Annotated in this window: 16 protein-coding genes; 6 read left to right on the top strand and 10 right to left on the bottom strand. The window is 73.9% G+C overall.

Annotation, left to right across the window (positions count from 1 at the left end):
• Positions 1–3 precede the first annotated feature (3 nt).
• The 4 genes from PSQ21_RS27400 to PSQ21_RS27385 are packed head-to-tail and all read left to right on the top strand — an operon-like array spanning position 4 to position 4173.
• Positions 4–1095: an ABC transporter permease gene (locus PSQ21_RS27400; protein WP_274033884.1), complete on the top strand. Its 1092-nt coding sequence runs from the start codon at positions 4–6 to the stop codon at positions 1093–1095.
• On the top strand, positions 1092–2066 hold the full coding sequence (locus PSQ21_RS27395) for an ABC transporter permease (RefSeq protein ID WP_274033882.1): 975 nt from the start codon (positions 1092–1094) through the stop codon (positions 2064–2066). Before PSQ21_RS27400 ends, PSQ21_RS27395 begins: the two co-directional genes overlap by 4 nt.
• Entirely contained in the window at positions 2012–3139 is a 1128-nt protein-coding gene (locus tag PSQ21_RS27390; protein WP_443334404.1) for an ABC transporter ATP-binding protein, read from the top strand. Before PSQ21_RS27395 ends, PSQ21_RS27390 begins: the two co-directional genes overlap by 55 nt.
• The gene (locus PSQ21_RS27385; protein WP_274033880.1) at positions 3136–4173 is read left to right on the top strand and encodes an oligopeptide/dipeptide ABC transporter ATP-binding protein; all 1038 of its coding nucleotides are present in this window, start codon (positions 3136–3138) and stop codon (positions 4171–4173) included. Before PSQ21_RS27390 ends, PSQ21_RS27385 begins: the two co-directional genes overlap by 4 nt.
• A 172-nt stretch (positions 4174–4345) precedes the next feature.
• Here PSQ21_RS27385 and PSQ21_RS27380 read toward each other — a convergent pair whose 3' ends face one another.
• The 10 genes from PSQ21_RS27380 to rimP form a co-directional block, all read right to left on the bottom strand.
• Complete coding sequence (locus tag PSQ21_RS27380) at positions 4346–5455, bottom strand: XdhC family protein (protein ID WP_274033879.1); 1110 nt, start codon at positions 5453–5455, stop codon at positions 4346–4348.
• Positions 5456–5504: 49 nt separating this feature from the next.
• Positions 5505–6461 carry a bifunctional riboflavin kinase/FAD synthetase gene (locus PSQ21_RS27375; RefSeq protein ID WP_274033878.1) on the bottom strand — a complete coding sequence of 319 codons (957 nt, stop codon included), beginning with the start codon at positions 6459–6461 and terminating at the stop codon, positions 5505–5507.
• Between the two features lie 43 nt (positions 6462–6504).
• Positions 6505–10056 carry a trypsin-like peptidase domain-containing protein gene (locus PSQ21_RS27370; protein ID WP_274033876.1) on the bottom strand — a complete coding sequence of 1184 codons (3552 nt, stop codon included), beginning with the start codon at positions 10054–10056 and terminating at the stop codon, positions 6505–6507.
• Between the two features lie 329 nt (positions 10057–10385).
• Entirely contained in the window at positions 10386–11285 is a 900-nt protein-coding gene (gene truB / locus PSQ21_RS27365; protein WP_274033874.1) for a tRNA pseudouridine(55) synthase TruB, read from the bottom strand.
• Positions 11282–11770, bottom strand: coding sequence for a 30S ribosome-binding factor RbfA (rbfA, locus tag PSQ21_RS27360; protein ID WP_274033872.1), 489 nt, complete (start codon positions 11768–11770; stop codon positions 11282–11284). Before rbfA ends, truB begins: the two co-directional genes overlap by 4 nt.
• 36 nt (positions 11771–11806) lie before the next feature.
• On the bottom strand, positions 11807–12100 hold the full coding sequence (locus PSQ21_RS27355) for a DUF503 domain-containing protein (protein ID WP_018960670.1): 294 nt from the start codon (positions 12098–12100) through the stop codon (positions 11807–11809).
• Between the two features lie 199 nt (positions 12101–12299).
• Positions 12300–15431, bottom strand: coding sequence for a translation initiation factor IF-2 (gene infB / locus PSQ21_RS27350; protein WP_274033870.1), 3132 nt, complete (start codon positions 15429–15431; stop codon positions 12300–12302).
• Positions 15432–15571: 140 nt separating this feature from the next.
• Entirely contained in the window at positions 15572–15859 is a 288-nt protein-coding gene (locus PSQ21_RS27345; protein ID WP_179892505.1) for a YlxR family protein, read from the bottom strand.
• A gap of 113 nt (positions 15860–15972) precedes the next feature.
• On the bottom strand, positions 15973–17013 hold the full coding sequence (gene nusA, locus PSQ21_RS27340) for a transcription termination factor NusA (RefSeq protein WP_097872049.1): 1041 nt from the start codon (positions 17011–17013) through the stop codon (positions 15973–15975).
• A gap of 2 nt (positions 17014–17015) precedes the next feature.
• A complete protein-coding gene (gene rimP / locus PSQ21_RS27335; protein ID WP_274033867.1) occupies positions 17016–17519 on the bottom strand; it encodes a ribosome maturation factor RimP in 504 nt (167 codons plus the stop codon).
• A 176-nt stretch (positions 17520–17695) separates the two neighbouring features.
• Between rimP and PSQ21_RS27330 the strand changes: the two genes are divergently transcribed.
• Positions 17696–18235 (top strand): hypothetical protein, encoded by a 540-nt coding sequence (locus tag PSQ21_RS27330; protein WP_274033866.1) that lies wholly within the window; start codon positions 17696–17698, stop codon positions 18233–18235.
• A complete protein-coding gene (locus PSQ21_RS27325) occupies positions 18232–18750 on the top strand; it encodes a ferritin-like domain-containing protein (protein WP_274033865.1) in 519 nt (172 codons plus the stop codon). The genes PSQ21_RS27330 and PSQ21_RS27325 overlap by 4 nt, the downstream gene beginning before the upstream one ends.
• The last annotated feature ends 40 nt before the right edge of the window (positions 18751–18790 follow it).

The following is an 18790-nucleotide window of genomic DNA, read 5'->3' as shown; positions in this document are numbered from 1 at the left end:
TCCATGAGCTCAGAAACCACTCCCGCCCTGCTGAAGGGCTCGGCGGGCGTGGAGAGCACCGGATCCGACGGCCCGGCTCCGGCCGGGCCGTCGGCCCGCTCCCCACGCTCCCGCTCCACGGCCGCCTACGCCCGCTACGCGGCGGGCAAGCTCGCCGGGGCGGCCGTCTCCCTCTTCGCCGTCCTCGTCACCAGCTTCTTCCTCTTCCGGCTGATCCCCGGCGACCCGGTCAAACAGATGACCGGCGGCCGTCAGGTGTCGACCGAGCAGATCGCGGCGATGCGCCGCGAGTTCGGCCTCGACCTGCCGCTGTGGCAGCAGTTCACCCAGTACTGCGGCAAGGCGCTGACCGGCGACTTCGGTACGTCGTACCAGTTCCGCGCCCCGGTGCTCGACAAGATCGCCGAGGCGCTGCCCGCCACCCTGCTGCTGACCGGTACCGCCTTCGTGATCTACACGCTGCTCGGCATCTGGCTGGGCGCGCGCTCCGCGTGGCGCAACGGCAGTGCCGGGGACCGCGCCAACACCGCGTTCGCGCTGACGCTGTACTCGGTGCCCTCGTTCTGGCTCGGCCTGCTCCTCATCATCACCCTGTCGGTGGGCATCGGCCCGATCCCGGGGCTCTTCCCGACCGGCGGCATGGAGTCCGGCGACACCGAGGGCTTCGACCGGGTGCTGGACATCGCCCACCACATGGTGCTGCCCGTCATCACGCTCGTCGCCGTGGAGTACGCGCGCACCCTGCTGGTGATGCGCTCCTCGCTGCTGGACGAGATGGGCAGCGACTATCTGACGACCGCCCGCGCCAAGGGGCTGCGCGACGACCTCGTACGCCGCAAGCACGCCGTGCCGAACGCGATGCTGCCGACCGTGACGCTGCTCTTCGTGAACCTCGGCACGACCGTCGCCGGGGCGATCCTGGTGGAGACGGTGTTCTCCTGGCCGGGGCTCGGCGGCCTGTTCTACCAGGCGCTGAGCGTGCCCGATCTGCCGTTGGTGCAGGCGTTGTTCTTCGTGTTCGCCGCCGCGGTGATCCTGATGAACACGCTGGCCGATGTGATCTATCCGCTGCTGGATCCCCGGGTGGGCCGATGACGACGTCGATGCAGAAGCCCGAGCCACTGGAGCCGGACGCCCCGAAGCCCTCCGGGCAGCCGGAGAAGGCGGTCCCGGCGCAGAGCCCGCGCGCCCTCACCCGGGCCCGGCGGCGGCAGGCGGTGCTCCGCTTCTGGCGGCAGTACCGCACGCACCGCGCCGGTCTCGTCGGACTCGCCGTGCTCGCGGTGATCGCCCTGCTCGCGCTGACCGCCCCGCTGCTGGTCGGGGCCGACTCGCAGAGCGTGACCAACGCCCCGGGCGGCCCGATGGAGGCCCCGAGCGGTGAATTCCCGCTCGGGACCGACCAGTTCGGCCGCAGTCTGCTGGCCCTGATGCTCTGGGGCACCCGGGTCTCGCTGACGGTCGGCCTGCTCGCCGCCTTCCTGTCCGTGGCGATCGGCACCCTCATCGGGATCACCGCGGGCCACTTCAAGGGCTGGTACGCCACCGTCATCATGCGGGTCACCGACTGGTTCCTGGTGATGCCGACCCTGGTGCTGGCCATCGCCCTGGCCACGGTCCTGTCCCGGTCGGTGTGGACGACGATCCTGGCGATCGGCGTGACGACCTGGCCGACGACCGCCCGCCTGGTCCGCGCCCAGACGCTGTCGGTGGAGTCCCGCCCGTACATCGAACGCTCCCGGGCGCTCGGCGGCGGGCACGGCCACATCATGTCCCGTCACGTCCTGCCCAACGTGATGCCGCTGGTGCTGGCCCAGACGACGCTCGTGATCTCCACCGCCATCCTCACCGAGGCGACGCTCGCCTTCCTCGGGCTCAGCGATCCCACGATCGTCTCCTGGGGCGGTCTGCTCCAGGACGCCCGCGAGGCCGGCGCGGTCAGCTCCGGCAACTGGTGGTACCTCGCTCCGCCCGGACTCGCCATCGCCGTGGTCGCCCTCGCCTTCACGCTGTGCGGCCGCGCCATCGAGTCCGTGCTCAACCCCAAGCTGGGGGTGTCCCGTTGACCGCCACGACCACGACCACCACGCCGAACCCGGACCCGTCCGGCTCCCCCGGCCCGACGAGGCCCACCGGCGATCCGCCGCTTCTGGAGGTGCGGAACCTGACCGTCACCTACGGCGGCGGGGCCGACGCCGTCCCCGCCGTACGGGGTGTCGATCTGCGGGTCGAGGCCGGGCAGAAGCTCGGCATCGCCGGGGAGTCCGGCTGCGGCAAGTCGACGCTGGCCCTCGCCCTGCTGCGGCTGCTGCCCGCGACGGCCACGCTCACCGGCGAGATCCTCCTCGACGGCGAGGACGTCCTGACCATGAAGTGGGGGCGGCTGCGAGCCGTCCGCTGGGCGGGCGCGTCGATCGTCTTCCAGGGGGCGATGCACTCGCTGAACGCCGTGCACCGGGTCGGGGACCAGATCGCCGAACCGATCCTGCTGCACAGCAAGGCCACCCCGGCGGCCGCCCGCAAGCGCGCCGGCGAGCTGCTGGAACAGGTGGGCCTGCCCGCTGCTCGCGCACAGGCGTATCCGCACGAGCTGTCCGGCGGGCAGCGCCAGCGCGTGATGATCGCCATGGCGCTGGCCTGCGATCCGCGGCTGATCGTCGCGGACGAACCGACGACCGCGCTGGACGTGATGATCCAGGCGCAGATCCTGCGCCTGATCGAGCAGTTGGTGTCCGACCAGAACGTCGGGCTGATCATGATCAGCCACGACCTCGCGGTGCTCGCCGACACCTGCGACCGGCTCTCGGTGATGTACGCGGGCCGGGTCGTCGAGGAGGGGCCCGCCCGGCAGGTGTACACGGACGCCCGCCACCCGTACGGCAAGGCGCTCTCCGCCGCGTTCCCGAGGATCGGGGACCTGTCCTCGCGGCACGCCCCGCGCGGGCTGCCGGGAGACCCGCCGGATCCGGCCGCGCTGCCGGGCGGCTGTACGTTCCATCCGCGGTGCCCTGTGGCGCTGGACGTCTGCGCCACCGAGGACCAGGAGCTGCGGGAGGCCGGACCCGAGCGCCGGGCGGCCTGCGTCCTGGTGGACGAACCGGCCTCCCCGGGGGCCGACGACACGAGGAGCACGACATGAGCACCGTCCCTCCGGTCGGCACCGCGCCCCTCCTCAGCGCCGAGGAGCTGAAGGTCGCGTTCCCCGGCCGGCGCGGGGCCGCCACCGCCCGTGCCGTCGACGGCGTCGACCTCGACATCCGGCCCGGCGAGATCGTCGCACTGGTGGGCGAGTCCGGCTGCGGCAAGACGACGCTCGCCCGGTCGTTGCTCGGCCTGGTCCCGCCCACCTCGGGACGGGTCACGTTCGGCGGCGCACCGCTCGTCTATACGGGCCGGGCGCTCAAGGCGTACCGGAAACGCGTGCAGTTGGTCCTCCAGGACCCGAGCGGCTCGCTCAACCCCCGGCACACGGTGTACGACGCGGTGGCCGAGGGGCTGCGCATCCACGGGTACGCCGGGGACGAGCGGGCCGCCGTCTCCGGGGCCCTGTCCCGGGCCGGGCTGCGGCCGCCGGAGCGGTTCTTCCTGCGCTTCCCGCACGAGCTGTCGGGCGGTCAGCGCCAGCGCGTCGTGATCGCAGGGGCCCTGGTGCTGGAGCCGGAGCTGATCGTGGCCGACGAGCCCGTTGCGTCGCTGGACGCGTCGGTGCGGGGCGAGATCCTGGCGCTGCTGCTGCGGCTCCGCGACGAGCTGGGGCTGTCGGCACTGGTGGTCACCCATGATCTGGGGCTGGCCTGGAACATCGCGGACCGGGTGGCGGTGATGTATCTGGGCCGGATCGTCGAGACGGGCCCGGTCGAGCAGCTGCTCACCGCCCCCCGGCACCCGTACACGCGGGCCCTGCTGTCCGTGCTCCCGGAGGCGGAGGGCGAACCGGTCGTGCTGGCCGGGGAGCCGCCGGACCCCTCGAAGGTGCCCCCCGGCTGCCGGTTCCACGTGCGCTGCCAGGTCCTGGCCTCGGGCGAGGCGGAGCGGGCGGGGGTGGCGGAGGCGTGCCGCACGGTGGATCTGCCGGTGCTGAGCGGCGGCGGGGACACCCAGGTGGCGTGCCACTGGGCGGCGGCGTGCGGCGGGGAGGACCGGGGCGTGCCCACCGCCGAGGCGCCCGCCTGACGAGAGCAGGTGCTGTTCAGCGGATCCGGTGGCGGGCGCTGATCAGTTCACCGGAGCGGGCGCGCTCCTCGACCGGTTCCGGGTCGAGGAGCGCGCCGTCGGGAAAGAACCGCTTGCCGCCGCGGGATGTGCGGTGGCTGGTCGGGCTCCGTGTGCGCGGTCTCCCCCGAGCTCATCGGTCCCGGTGGATCGCCCCCGTCAGCTCGCCGAGCGGCCGGCCCGTGCCGCCCCAGCGGTGCTGGATGATCTCGGCGGCGATGGAGACGGCCGTCTCCTCCGGCGTACGGGCTCCGAGGTCGAGGCCCACGGGTGAGGCGAGGCGCGCGAGGTGCGCCTCGTCCACCCCGGCCTCGCGCAGCCGGGCCAGCCGGTCGCGGTGCGTGCGGCGGCTGCCCATCACCCCGATGTACGCGGCGGGCGTGCGCAGGGCCGCGACGAGCAGGGGCACGTCGAACCTGGGATCGTGGGTGAGCACGCAGATCGCGGTGCGGGCGTCGACCTCGGTGGACTCCAGGTAGGTGTGCGGCCAGGCACGGACGACCTCGTCCGCCGTGGGGAAGCGCTCCCGGGTGGCGAAGGCGGGGCGGGCGTCGCAGACGGTGACCCGGTAGCCGAGGAACGAGCCGATGCGGGCGGTGGCCGCCGCGTGGTCGATCGCGCCGAAGACGAGCATGCGGGGCGGCGGGGCGTACGTCCGGAAGAAGACGGCGACCTCCTGCATCCGGCGCTGGCCCCGCGCCCCGTACCACTGGATCCCGGTGCGCCCCTGGGCCAGCAGCCCCCGGGCGTCGTCGGTGGCGGCGGCGTCCAGCCCTTCGGAACCGAGCGTGCCACGGCTGCCGAGGGTGTCGTCGGGCCGGACGACCAGGCGGGCCCCGGTCTCCGCGCCGGACAGGACCGTGGCCTCGGCCACCGGCAGGCCGGCGGCGATCAGGTCCAGGACGGCCGCGAGGTCCTCGCGCTCGGCGGCGGTCGCACAGGCGCGCACCAGGACCTCGATCGTGCCGCCGCAGGTCAGGCCGACACCGAACGCCTCGTCGTCGCTGATCCCGTACGACACCACGCGCGGCCCCGCCCCGGCGAGCACCTCGCGGGCGACCTCGTACACATCGCTCTCGACACAGCCCCCGGAGACGCTGCCGACCACCGCCCCCGCCGCGTCCACGGCCAGCACGGCGCCGGGGTCACGGGGCGCGCTGCCGTGCACGGCGACGACGGTCGCCAGGGCGAAGGGGACGCCCTCGGAGCACCGGGCACGGAGGTCGGGCAGGATGTCGCGCACCCTGTCAGCATCCGTCGTCCCCGGGCGCGGCGCACGGCCGAGGGGTACGTCAGTGGGTGCCGTCGTACGCGGCGGTCAGCTCGGCGGCGCGCTTCACATCGGCGGCCATGGCGACCAGGAGGTCGTCGATGGAGTCGAACTTCAGCATGCCCCGGACGTACGCGAGGAAGTCGACGGCCACGTGCAGCCCGTACAGGTCGAGGTCGACGCGGTCGATGGCGTACGCCTCGACGGTCCGGTCGACGGCGTCGAACTGCGGGTTCGTCCCCACGGAGATCGCGGCGGGCATCGACTCGCCGGCCACCTCCAGCCAGCCTGCGTAGACGCCGTCGGCGGGGATCGCGGTGTGCGGCAGGGTCTCGACGTTGGCCGTCGGGAAGCCCAGCTCCCGGCCGCGCTGCGCGCCACGCACCACGATGCCCTCGACCCGGTGCGGGCGGCCGAGGATCTCGGCGGCGCCGGCGACGTCACCCTCGGCGACGAGCCGGCGGGTGAGCGTGGAGGAGAACGGCTGTCCGCCGCCCGCCTCGCCGGTGACGTACAGGTCGATGACCTCGACGGTGTAGTCGTAGGTGGCGCCCAGCTCGGTCAGCAGCGCGACGTTCCCCGCGGCCTTGTGGCCGAAGCGGAAGTTGGGACCCTCGATGACGGCCTTGGCGTGCAGCCGGTCGACGAGGACCTTCGCGATGAAGTCGGCGGGCGACAGCTTGGAGAACTCGGCGGTGAACGGCAGGATCAGCAGGGCGTCCACGCCCAGCTGCGCCATCAGCTCGGCGCGGCGGTGGTGCGGGGCGAGCAGCGGCGGGTGGCTGCCGGGGCGGACGACCTCGCTGGGGTGCGGGTCGAAGGTGACGACGACGGAGGGAACGCCCAGCTCACGGGCGCGCTCGACGGCCCGGCCGATGATCAGCTGGTGTCCGCGGTGCACGCCGTCGTAGGAGCCGATGGTGACGACGCTGCGCCCCCAGTCCTGGGGGATGTCCTCCAAGCCACGCCAGCACTGCACTGTGACCGCTCCTCGCCCGAACCTGTGTACGTGTGTATGTCGATTACGCAGGTCTAAGACTGCCATGCTCACGTCCCGCCGCCTGCATCGGCATCGGCATCGGCTGACGTGATGTCTCCAACGCCTCGACCGTGCGCCGGGCGCTCGGGCCCACGACCGCCGCCCACTCCTGGGGGGCGTCGGCCAGCCAGCGGGTGACGAGGGCGGCGAATCCGGGCACGTCCCGGGCGAGTTCGACCAGGCCCCGGTCAAAGCGGGCGGCGCCTTCGGGGGTGCGGACCAGCAGCATCCCGGTGCGGTGCACGAGCGCGCGCGTACGGATCTCCGGGCGGCGTTCCGAGCCCTCGGCCGCGGCCCGCAGGAGGGCTTCCAGCACATCCGGGTCCCGGCCGGTGACCTGCTCGAACTCCAGCAGGACCTCCAGCAGCTCCGCCCGCAGCGGCCGGGACGCGGCGCTCCCGGCTCCGGCGAGGACCCGGGCGAGCGCGGCGCGCACCGGCGGCGGTGCGGGGCGGTCCCGCAGCAGCCCGGTCACCAGGGGCAGGAGCAGTGCCCGGGCCGCGGGACCGTGCTCCAGGCGGAGGTCGACGTACTCGGCGGCGTGCGTGCCGTCCTGGGGATGGGCGTCGATGTACTCCCGTACGAGACCGGCGACGTGCAGCGCGAGCGCGGGCGTGTCGAGTCCGGCCAGCGCCCGCAGCACCGCGCCCCCACCGTCCCCGGGGCGGGCGAGACGGGCGCGGAGAGCGGCGAGGACCGGCTCCTGGTGGGCGGGGAACACCTCGGCGAGCAGCTCGACGGACAGCCGGGGGTCTCCGGCGGCGAACGCGCGCAGGGCAGCCGGGAGATGGCGCTCCCCGGCCACCGGGTCGCGGACGAGGAGGGTGAGGGCGGCGGCGTGCAGGGCGGCGTCGTCGGGGCGGTCCAGCAGCACGAGAGCGGCGGAGCGCAGCAGGGCCCGGTCGCCCTCGGCGGTGACCCGCGGCTGGAGGAGTCCGGCGTAGTGGGCGGCGGCGGCGCGGCGGGCCGGGCGGTCCTCGTCGCGGGCCCAGCGCTCCACGGCCCGGCAGAGCGCGGTGGGCTCGTCCTCGGCGAGGGCGAGCAGCAGCTCCCCGGCGCGCTGGTGCGGGGTGGCGATCAGCGCGTCGGCCAGGTCGTCGGGGGCGAGGTCGCGGCGGGCGTACAGCAGGGCCTGCGCGGCGGCGGCGACCGTGGGGCGCAGCGGGACGTCCGGGGCGTCGGGGCCCACGAGCAGCGGACGTTCGTCGGTGAACCAGCGGCACAGCAGCGGCTGCACGGCCGGGGCGTCGAGGGCGAGGCGGCGGGCGACCGCGTCCAGATAGCGTTCGTCGCCGTCGGTGCGGGGCAGCCCGTCGGCGGGCACGAGACGCCGGAGCAGGTCGATCCGGTCCTCCTCGGGGAGGCGCAGTCGCCGCCAGAACCAGGGACCGAACTCCCCGTACGCCCCGAGGCCCCCGGGTCCGTCGGGGGCGGCGGAGTGGCGGGTGATGCGGCCGGCGAGAACGCGCAGGACGCCGAGGTACGGGCGGGCGTCGGGCACCCGCAGCAGGCTGCCGCCCAGCAGGTGGGCCGCCCACCAGGCGGCGTCCCCGTCGCGCGGGCCCTCGTCGGTCCGCAGCCGGTCCAGCGCCTCGATCAGGTCGGCCATCCGGTGCGCGAGCGCGGCCGTGCCCTGGCGGCGGCCGAGGAGCACCATGGCCTGGATCACCGGTCCGATGCGGTGCCGGGGCACCGGCAGACTGCGGGGTTCACCGACGGCAGGGGGGTGCGGCGCCCGGTCCGGGCCGCCGCTCCCCCGGTGCCAGCGGTGCACCAGGGAGCGCAGGGCAGCGTCCAGGTCGAGGTGGGCGCCCTGCACCCAGTCGCCGAGCTCCTCGTGGGCGAAGCGGTAGCCCGCCCCGGCGGGGACGAGGAGGCCCTCGGTGAGGACGGCGGAGGCCCAGCCGGTGCGCCAGGGGAAGATCTCCTCGAACGCCGCCCGGTCCAGCTCGCCCTGGCCGGGACCCAGGCAGCGGCGGGCCGCCTCGTGGACCTGGCCCGCCACCCCGGCGGCGAGCCGGCGTACGGCGGCGCCGCGGGGCTGTTCGTCGGCGGCGGCGGCGATCCGGACGGCGACGCGCACGCAGAGCAGGTCGAGGTGGGCGCCGAAGACGTCCTCGGTGTCCGGGCAGCCGGGTACGCCGGGCGGCAGTGCGGCGCGGACCTCGGCGAGGAGCCTCAGCGTGAGCGGGTGCCGGTCGTGGCCGGGGGCGAGGGCGGCGGGCGGGATGCCGTAGGCCTCCTTGGCCCGCTCGGCCTGCTCGGGGGTGAGGTCGCCCAGGCGCAGGGCGGGCGGCAGCCGGCGGGCGGGGCGGTGCGGGCGGTGCAGGGCGCCCGGCGGGTAGAGGGCGCCCGCGGTCTCCCAGTGCTCGGGACGGCAGGCCACGACGAGCCGGACGCCCTGCTCGCGCAGCCAGACGGCGGTGCCGGCCGTCCAGTCGGCGAGCCGGTGGGCCAGGAGCGGCTCCATCTCCTCGGGGCCGTCGAGGACCACCAGGAGCGGATGCCCGGCGTCCGCGGCGAGCCCGGCGACGCGCTCCGGGGTGACGATGCTCATGTCGCCGCGCGCCCCGGCGGCGGCGACGATCCGGGCGGCGCGGGTGAGCGCCCGGCTCGCGGCGTCCGCGATCGAGGTGTCGTCGGCCAGCAGGTCGGCGCCGCGCAGCCAGAGCGTGGGGGCGGGCGCGGCGCCGTTCGCGCGGCGCTCCGCGAGGGCGGCCAGCTCGGTGGTGCGGCCGGTGCCGGGTGCTCCGACGAGGCCGAGGACCAGGCCCGTGCCGGCGGCGAAGGCGGCGAGCTCGGCGTGGACGTCGGCGCGCTCGACGGGGGCGGTGCGGGCTCGCGGGCCGTCCGCCGAACCTACGGAGGTGGCGGTGAGCTGGAGGGCCCCGGCGAGGTTGAGGTCGGGGCCGTAGGCGGGGGCGGCGGTGGCGTTGCGGCGCAGCAGGGCGTCCAGCGCCCCCTCCGCGCCCCGGACGATCGGGAGCGCGAGGCCCGCCGCCTCGTGCGGGGCCGTGAGGGCGGTGCAGAGGATCCCGACGACCGCGCCGGTGGCCGGGTCGAAAACGGGTCCGCCGATGGCCGCGCCCCCGGAGCGCAGGGCGTCCCGGCCGTCGGTGCCGAGGGCCAGCTCCAGGGCGGCGGGGACCGGGTGTCCGACGCCGTCCGCCGTGGTGTAGGTGGCGGGGGTGGTGCCGAGCACCCGGGCCTCGCGCCGCCCGTGGGCGGCGATGTCCACGTAACCGCCGGGCTCCGCGAGGTCGCGGGCGGCGATGGGCAGGGGCTCCGCGTCGAGGACGTCGGGGTCGCCGGTGCGCAGGAGGGCGAGGCCGAGGGCGGGCAGCGCGGTGATGTCGTCGGGGGCGACGGTACAGGTGCGGCCGCCGGTGCCGTGCAGGAGAAGCGGGCCCGGGGCGGTCACGGCCTGATGGGCGGTGATGACCGTGCCGCGGTCGTCCGCGACGAATCCCGTCCCTCGCGGCCGGCCGGCCTGATCACAGATTCTTACCAGTTTCGACCGGTCCCCACTGCCCATGGTGCGACGTTAGGCCGCCGGAGATCTCCGGGAGCGCGCGGACGGGGAAAGCGCCCCCCACGCCCCCGGTATTCACTCCGAGCGCCCGTCCAATGGGGTGAATAGGCGTGTCCCCCGGGGAGCAGGGATGGTCCCGGGGAGGGGAACGTGGGGCGGGCACCGGGCGGGGCATGGGTGCCCGCCCCACGCATGACCCGCCGTAGCGGGCGCGGTCCGGACGCGGGAACGCCACCGGTGCGCGGCACGGCGGGCCCGGGGCACGGCGGGCCCGGGGCCCGGGCTCGGACGCGGGGCGCAGGGCTCGGACGCGAGGCGCCGGGCGTACCGGCTCAGGCGAAGACGGCGAGGCTCTTGGCCTTGCCCTTCTCCTCCTCGACGAGCACGAGGAACGCGCCGTCGGGCCCGAAGACCGCGACCGGCCCCGGCGGGTACGCGGGCATGTCCAGCCGTACGCCGTTGAGGAGCAGCTTGGCGCGCTTGTCGTCCACGTCCCAGCGGGGGAACGCGGAGGCCGCCGCCTCGGCGACCGGCATCACGGTCAGCTCCTGCTGGTGCTGGTCGAGCGTCCGTGCCCTGTCCAGCCCGTAGGGGCCGACCCGGGTGCGGCGCAGCGCGGTCAGGTGGCCGCCGACGCCGAGCCCGGCGCCGAGGTCGCGGGCGATGGCGCGGATGTACGTCCCCGAGGAGCAGACGACGGAGACGACCAGGTCGAGGACGGGGGTGCCGTCCTCGGCGACGGCCTCACGGACGTCGTAGACGCGGAAGGAGGAGACGGTCACCGGACGGGCCGGGATCTCGAACTCCTCGCCGCCGCGCACCCGCGCGTAGGACCGCTTGCCGTTGATCTTGATGGCGCTGACCTTGGACGGGACCTGCATGATCCGTCCGGTCAGTGCGGCCACCCCGGCGTCGATGGACTCCCGGGTCACACCGGAGGCGTCGGTGGACGAGGTGATCTCGCCCTCGGCGTCGTCGGTGACGGTGTCCTGGCCGAGCCGGATCGTGCCGAGGTACTCCTTCTCGGTCAGGGCGAGGTGGCCCAGCAGCTTGGTGGCCCGCTGGACCCCGAGCACGAGGACGCCGGTCGCCATGGGGTCCAGCGTGCCGGCGTGGCCGACCCGCCGGGTCCGGGCGATGCCGCGCATCTTGGCGACGACGTCGTGCGAAGTGAAGCCGGACGGCTTGTCGACGATGACAAGACCGTCCGGCGTGGTGGTCTGCTCGGTCATGCGGAGGCCGGGCCCTCGTTCTTCCCGGAGGATCCGTCGGTCCCGGTCCCGGTCTCCTCGTCCTCGTCCTCGGGCTTGCGGTACGGGTCGGCGTCGCCGGCGTACTGCGCGCCCGTGGACACCTGGCGCACCTCCGCGTCCTTGGCCCGCGCCTTGTCGAGGAGGTCCTCGATGGTGCGGGCGTTGTCCGGGAGGGCATCCGGGACAAAGGCCAGGCTCGGCGTGAACCTGACCCCGGTCTGCCGGCCGACCTCGGTACGGAGGACGCCCTTGGCGCTCTCCAGCGCCGCGGCGGAGGCCGCGCGCTCCTCGTCGTCGCCGTAGACCGTGTAGAAGACCGTGGCCTCCCGCAGGTCGCCGGTGACCCGGGCGTCCGTGATCGTCACGAATCCCAGCCGCGGATCCTTGATTCGCCGGTCCAGGGTCTCCGCGACCACGACCTGGATGCGATCGGCCAGCTTGCGGGCCCGCGCGTTGTCGGTCACCGGTCCGTCACTCTTCCTTCTGATTTCGCTCGACTGTCAGTCTTCGTCACTGTGCAGCCGCCGTCTCACCGACAGCAGCTCCACCTCGGGGCGTCCTGCGACCAGCCGTTCGCAGCGGTCCAGTACGTCCGTGAGGTGTCCGGTGTCACCGGAGACCACGGCAAGGCCGATCTCGGCCCTGCGGTGGAGATTCTGTCCGCCGGTCTCGGCCGCGCTCACCGCGTACTTGCGCTGGAGCTCGGCGACGATCGGGCGGACGACGGAACGCTTCTCCTTCAACGACCGTACGTCGCCGAGGAGCAGATCGAAGGACAGGGTCCCCACATACATGTGTGTCCGGATGTCCCGCCGGTTCGGGTTCGTGCCCCGCCAGAGCTTGCCGGGGACATCCAAACCGTACCGGAACGGCCGGAGCCGATCGACGGAAATACGACCCGTCGACCGGCCCCGACCGTGGTGGAGGGGGGCCGGGAGCGAACTCCCGGACCCTTTCCGAATCCCTCCGGGTCCTCGCGGACCCGAGAGTTGATCAGCCTCGCGGCTTCTCGCGCATCTCGTACGTCGCGATGACGTCGTCGATCTTGATGTCGTTGAAGTTTCCGAGGTTGATACCGCCCTCGAAGCCTTCGCGGATCTCGGTGACGTCGTCCTTGAAGCGGCGCAGACCGGAGATGTTGAGGCTCTCCGCGATGACCTTGCCATCGCGCAGCAGGCGCGCCTTGGTGTTGCGCTTGACCTCGCCGGAGCGGACCAGCACACCGGCGATGTTGCCCAGCTTGGACGAGCGGAAGATCTCGCGGATCTCCGCCGTGCCGAGCTCGACCTCTTCGTACTCCGGCTTGAGCATGCCCTTGAGGGCCGCTTCGATCTCTTCGATCGCCTGGTAGATGACCGAGTAGTACCGGACGTCCACGCCCTCGCGCTCGGCCATCTGCTCGGCGCGCCCTGCGGCGCGCACGTTGAAGCCGATCACGATAGCGTCGGAGCCGGTCGCCAGGTTGATGTCCGACTCGGTGACCGCACCCACACCGCGGTGCAGGATCCGGATGTCGACCTCTTCGCCGACGTCGAGCTGGAGCAGCGAGGACTCGAGAGCCTCCACCGAACCGGACGCGTCGCCCTTGATGATGAGGTTGAGCTCCTGGACCAGGCCGGCCTTGAGCGCCTCGTCCAGGTTCTCCAGGGAGAACCGGACACCCTTGCGGGCGAAGTTGGCGTTGCGCTCACGGGCGGCACGCTTCTCGGCGATCTGCCGGGCCGTACGGTCCTCGTCGACGACCAGGAGGTTGTCGCCGGCGCCCGGGACGTTGGTGAGACCGAGCACCAGGACGGGGGTCGAGGGACCCGCCTCCTGGACGTTCTGACCGTTGTCGTCGAGCATCGCCCGGACACGGCCGTACGCGTCGCCGACGACCACCGTGTCACCGATGCGCAGCGTTCCGCGCTGGACCAGGACGGTCGAGACCGCACCGCGACCGCGGTCGAGGTGGGACTCGATCGCAATACCCTGCGCGTCCTGCTCCGGGTTGGCCCGCAGGTCGAGCGAGGCGTCGGCGGTGAGGACGACGGCCTCCAGAAGAGCCTCGATGTTGAGGCCCTGCTTGGCGGAGATGTCGACGAACATCGTGTCGCCGCCGTACTCCTCGGCCACCAGACCGAACTCGGTGAGCTGACCGCGCACCTTGGTCGGGTCGGCACCCTCGACGTCGATCTTGTTGACCGCGACCACGATCGGCACCTCGGCCGCCTTGGCGTGGTTCAGCGCCTCGATGGTCTGGGGCATCACACCGTCGTTCGCCGCCACCACGAGGATCGCGATGTCGGTGGACTTCGCACCACGCGCACGCATGGCGGTGAACGCCTCGTGACCCGGGGTGTCGATGAAGGTGATACGGCGGTCCTCGCCGTTGACCTCGGCACCGACCTGGTAGGCACCGATGTGCTGCGTGATGCCGCCGGCCTCGCCCGCGACGACGTTCGTCTTGCGGATCGCGTCCAGCAGTCGGGTCTTACCGTGGTCGACGTGACCCATGACGGTCACGACCGGCGGACGCGAGACCAGGGCCTCTTCGCCGCCCTCGTCCTCGCCGAACTCGATGTCGAAGGACTCGAGCAGCTCGCGGTCCTCCTCCTCGGGGCTGACGATCTCGAGGACGAAGTTCATCTCCTCCGCGAGCAGCCGCAGCGTCTCGTCGGGGACGGACTGCGTCGCGGTGACCATCTCGCCGAGGTTCATCATCACGCCGACGAGCGACGCCGGGTTCGCGTTGATCTTCTCCGCGAAGTCCGTGAGGGAAGCACCGCGGGACAGCCGCACAGCCTGCCCGTTGCCGCGGGGCAGCATGACGCCGCCCACCGACGGGGCCTGCATGGACTCGTACTCCTGGCGCCTCTGCCGCTTCGACTTGCGACCACGACGCGCGGGACCGCCGGGACGGCCGAACGCACCCTGGGTGCCACCGCGGGCACCGGGGCCGCCGGGACGGCCACCGAAGCCGGGACGACCGCCGAAGCCGCCGCCGCCACCGGGACGACCGGCACCGCCGCCGCCACCGGGACCGGCCGGACGGCCGGCGAAGCCGCCACCGCCGCCGCCACCGGGACGACCCGCGAAGCCGCCGCCACCGGGACGACCGCCGCCACCGGCACCGCCGGGACGACCGCCACCGCCACCGGGACCACGGCCCGCGCCGGGGCCACCGCCGGGACGCGGGCCCGCGGCGGGACGCTGCGGCATCATGCCCGGGTTCGGACGGTTACCGGCGGGGCCGCCGCCGGGACGCGGAGCCTGCGGGCGGGGCATGCCGCCCGGAGTGGGACGGGCACCGCCCTGACCCTGACCGCCCTGCGGACGCGGGGCGCCGCCGGGGCCACTGCCCTGGGGACGCGGGGCGCCGGGGCGCTCCGAGCCGCCACCGGGGCGCGGGGCACCGCCGGGACGAGGCGCGCCGGGGCGCGCCATGCCGGTGGAACCGCCGGAGGTGAAGGGGTTGTTGCCCGGACGGGGACCGGCCGGACGGGCGCCACCGGGGCGCGGGGCGCCCTGGCCCGCGGGACGTGCGGGGCGGTCGCCGCCACGCTCGCCGCCACGGCCGCCGTCACGCTGGCCACCGTCGCGCTGGCCACCGTCGCGCTGACCGCCGGCCGGAGCCGGACGGGCGGGCGCGGGGCGGGGGCCCGGGGTGGCAGCCGCGGGACGCGGGGCCTGGGGCTGCTGCGGGGCAGCCGGCTGGGCCGGAGCCGGAGCCGAGAACTCGGCGGCCGGGACCGGGGTCACCGGGGCCGCCTTCGGCGCGGGCTTCGGGCCCGGACGGGGGCCCGCCGACGGCGCGGAGGGCGCCGCCGGGGTGCTGCTCGGGGCCTCGGCCGGCTTGGGAGCCGGTGCGCCGGGCTTCGGGGCAGCGGGACGTGCCGCAGCGGCCGGGGAGGGCGCTGCGGGCTTCACGGGCGCCGCCTTGCGGGGCGCACCGGGCTTGGCAGCGGACTTGCCGGCGTTGCCGCCGGGCCCCTGCAGTGCGTCGGTCAACTTACGTACAACCGGCGCCTCGATCGTCGAGGACGCCGAACGGACGAACTCACCGAGTTCTTGGAGCTTGGCCATGACGACCTTGCTCTCCACGCCGAACTCCTTGGCGAGTTCATATACCCGGACCTTAGCCACTTCGCTCCTTTTAGGTCCGGGTTACCGCCGGACCGTCGCTACTTCATGGGCGTACTCATCGCGTACTCATCGAGTGCTCATCGCAATCTCGACCTACTTCCAACTCGCGAGGTACCTGACCGCACGGGGACCCGTGCCGTTCACTTTTCTTGCGGTGCAGCCCGCTCGACGAACCGCGTCAGAGCCGCGGTGTCGAACGGCCCCTTGGCCTTGAAGGCCCGGGGGAACGCCCGGCGGCGGACCGCCAGGGCGAGACAGACAGAGACGGGGTGCACGTAAGCACCCCGGCCGGGCAGCGTACCGCGTGGATCAGGGGCGCAAGCGCCCTCGTCCACCACGATGCGCAACAGCTCGCTCTTGGCCGCTCGCTCCCGGCACCCCACACAGGTTCGCTCAGGGCAAGCACGGGCTTGCGTCCGGCCAGACACGTTTAAGTCTACCTCCCCGTACCGACCTCGCCGCTTTGGGGCAAAAATCGAACGGATGTTGTCGTGATCTCAGCGGCGTACCGCCCAGGTCTATTCCCTGGAGCCGCTCCGGGTCAACGCCTTTCCGAGCGCTCCCGGGCCCGCTCGGCCCGCTCGCGGTCGGCGCTCACGCGCTCCTCGTCCGTCTCGGTGTCCGGGCGGATGTCGATGCGCCAGCCGGTGAGGCGGGCGGCGAGGCGGGCGTTCTGGCCCTCCTTGCCGATCGCCAGCGACAGCTGGTAGTCGGGCACGGTGACGCGGGCGGAGCGGGCGCCGAGGTCGACGACCTCGACCTCGCTCACCCGGGCGGGCGACAGGGCGTTGGCGACCATCTCGGCCGGGTCGTCGGACCAGTCCACGATGTCGATCTTCTCGCCGTGCAGCTCGGCCATGACATTGCGCACACGGCTGCCCATCGGGCCGATGCAGGCGCCCTTGGGGTTCAGGCCGGCGCGGGTGGAGCGCACGGCGATCTTGGTGCGGTGGCCGGCCTCGCGGGCGATGGCCTCGATGACCACCGAGCCGTCCGCGATCTCAGGGACCTCCAGCGCGAAGAGCTTCTTCACCAGGTTCGGGTGGGTGCGCGAGAGCGTCACCGACGGGCCGCGGACGCCCTTGGCGACCCGTACGACGTACGTACGAAGACGCAGGCCGTGCACGTACTCCTCGCCCGGGACCTGCTCCTGGACCGGCAGCATGGCTTCCATCTTGCCGATGTCGACCAGGACGTTCTTGGGGTCCTTGCCCTGCTGGACGATGCCCGTGACGACATCGCCCTCGTGGCCCGCGTACTCCCCGAAGGTGCGGTCGTCCTCGGCGTCGCGCAGCCGCTGCAGGATGACCTGCTTGGCGGTGGTCGCGGCGATCCGGCCGAATCCGGACGGGGTGTCGTCGAACTCCTTGGGCTCCTGGCCCTCTTCGAGGTCGGCCGGGTCCTCCTTGGCCCACACCGTGACGTGACCGTTCGCATCGAGCTCCACGCGCGCCCGGCGGTGGCTGCCGTCGGTGCGGTGGTACGCGATGAGGAGGGCCGACTCGATCGCCCCGACGAGCACGTCGAAGGGGATCTCCTTGTCCTGCGCCAAGCCCTTCAGAAGCTTCACATCGATGTCCACGGCTACGCCTCCTCTTCCTTCTTGTCCTTGCGGTTGAATTCGATCTCCACGCGCGCCTTGGCGATCTCGTCGAAGGCCAGGCGGCGGGCGGTGGGCTTGCGGCCCTTGACGCCGGGTACTTCGAGGTCGAGCCCGTCCTCGTCGACGGCGAGGATGCGGGCGACCAGCTCACCGGAGCCGTCGCCGGACAGGTGGAACCTGGCCAGCCGGCCGATGGCGCGTACGTAGTGGCGGTGCTCGGTCAGCGGGCGGTCCGCGCCGGGGGAGCTGACTTCGAGGACGTACTCGCCCTCGCCCATCGCGTCGGTCTCGTCCAGCTTCTCGGAGATCGCGCGGCTCAGCTCCGCGCAGGCGTCCAGCTCCACGCCCTCGTCGGAGTCCACGATGATCCGCAGCACTCCTCGGCGGCCGGCCCGGGACACCTCGATCTCCTCGAGGTCCAGCTGCTGCGCGCTGACGAGCGGTTCCAGCAACCCGCGCAGCCTCTCGCTCTGGGTGGTGCTCATCCGGGTGACTCCTCGGCCGCGTGTGCTGTTGTGGGGATCGTCGTGCGTCAGGTCAAAGGGTATCCGGTCGCCAGGGGTGTTGCCGTCCGCCTGCCGCCCGGCCGCGGGTACGCTCGCCTGCGGTGATCACATCAGGACAGATCCTGTCAGGACCGGTCCAGGCTCGAAGGAGAAACGTGCGGCGTACGGGGACGACGCGCAGGGGGGCGCTCACCGCTACGGGAGCCCTCGCCCTGGGCGCGGTGCTGACCGGCTGCGGGGGCGGTGACGGGGCCGCGGACGGCGGGAAACCCGCGCACTCCGGCGCGCGGGCCGCCGCCGCGAAGACCGAGAGGACCCTGCGCGAGAAGGCGGTGCGCGACGGCGCCCTCCTGCTCGCCCGGTACGACCTGGTGGCCGGGGCGCACCCGGCGACGGCGGCGGGCCTCGCGCCCCTGCGGGCGGCCGTACGGGAGCACGGGAAGGCGCTGGCGCCGCCGGGCGCGAAGGGCGCCCCGAAAGCCGACGCCCCTCCGGCCGCGCCCGGCCCGGTGTCCACCGACCCGAAGGCCGCGGTGAAGGAGCTGGCCGCCGCCGAGCGCCGCCGGACCGACGCGTACGCCGAGGCGCTCCTGACCGCTGGACCGGAGCTGGCCCGGCTGCTGGCCTCGGTGGCGGCGGCCGCGGCGGCGCACGCGTATCTGCTGACCGAACTGGCCGAGGAGACAGCCGCATGAGCACGCGTTCCGACCGGCCGTCCGAGGAGGACGCCGACTCCTCCGAGCTGACCGCCGCCCAGGCGGCCCTGGCCGCCGAGCACGCCGCCGTGTACGGCTACGGGGTGCTGGGCGGCCGCCTCGACGGGAAGCGGGGCACCGAGGCCCGCGCGGCGTACGACGGGCACCGGGCCCGCCGGGACGCCCTGGCGCGCACCGTGCGGGACCTGGGCGGGAGGCCGGTGGCCTCGGACGCCGCGTACGCTCTGCCGTTCGCCGTGGCGGACTCCCCGTCGGCGGTGCGGCTGGCCGCGGTGCTGGAGGACCGGATCGCGGGCGTCTACGCCGACCTCGTACGGGCCACCGAGGGCGCTCGCCGCAAGGAGGCCGCGGGTGCGCTGCGGGAGGCCGCGGTGCGGTCGGCCCGCTGGCGGGGCGGCAACGTAGCCTTTCCGGGGCTCGCGGAGCGGGCCGCCGGTGCGGATCCGGCCGCGACGGGCCCGGTGGAGGCCGCCGGCGCGGACGGCGCGCGCTGACACGGAGAACGCGCGCCGAGACGAAGAACCGGAAAGGGAA

Source organism: Streptomyces sp. MMBL 11-1, from assembly GCF_028622875.1.
Lineage (GTDB): Bacteria > Actinomycetota > Actinomycetes > Streptomycetales > Streptomycetaceae > Streptomyces.
This window is presented reverse-complemented; position numbering and strand designations above follow the sequence as displayed.

Excerpts from the sequence above, each read along its gene's own strand:
- PSQ21_RS27400 (WP_274033884.1), top strand. The coding sequence starts at position 4 with ATGAGCTCAGAAACCACTCCCGCCCTGCTGAAGGGCTCGGCGGGCGTG.
- rimP (WP_274033867.1), bottom strand. The coding sequence starts at position 17,519 with ATGAGCACCACCCAGAGCGAGAGGCTGCGCGGGTTGCTGGAACCGCTC.
- PSQ21_RS27395 (WP_274033882.1), top strand. The coding sequence starts at position 1,092 with ATGACGACGTCGATGCAGAAGCCCGAGCCACTGGAGCCGGACGCCCCG.
- PSQ21_RS27355 (WP_018960670.1), bottom strand. The coding sequence starts at position 12,100 with ATGTATGTGGGGACCCTGTCCTTCGATCTGCTCCTCGGCGACGTACGG.
- PSQ21_RS27370 (WP_274033876.1), bottom strand. The coding sequence starts at position 10,056 with ATGGGCAGTGGGGACCGGTCGAAACTGGTAAGAATCTGTGATCAGGCC.
- truB (WP_274033874.1), bottom strand. The coding sequence starts at position 11,285 with ATGACCGAGCAGACCACCACGCCGGACGGTCTTGTCATCGTCGACAAG.
- PSQ21_RS27325 (WP_274033865.1), top strand. The coding sequence starts at position 18,232 with ATGAGCACGCGTTCCGACCGGCCGTCCGAGGAGGACGCCGACTCCTCC.
- PSQ21_RS27385 (WP_274033880.1), top strand. The coding sequence starts at position 3,136 with ATGAGCACCGTCCCTCCGGTCGGCACCGCGCCCCTCCTCAGCGCCGAG.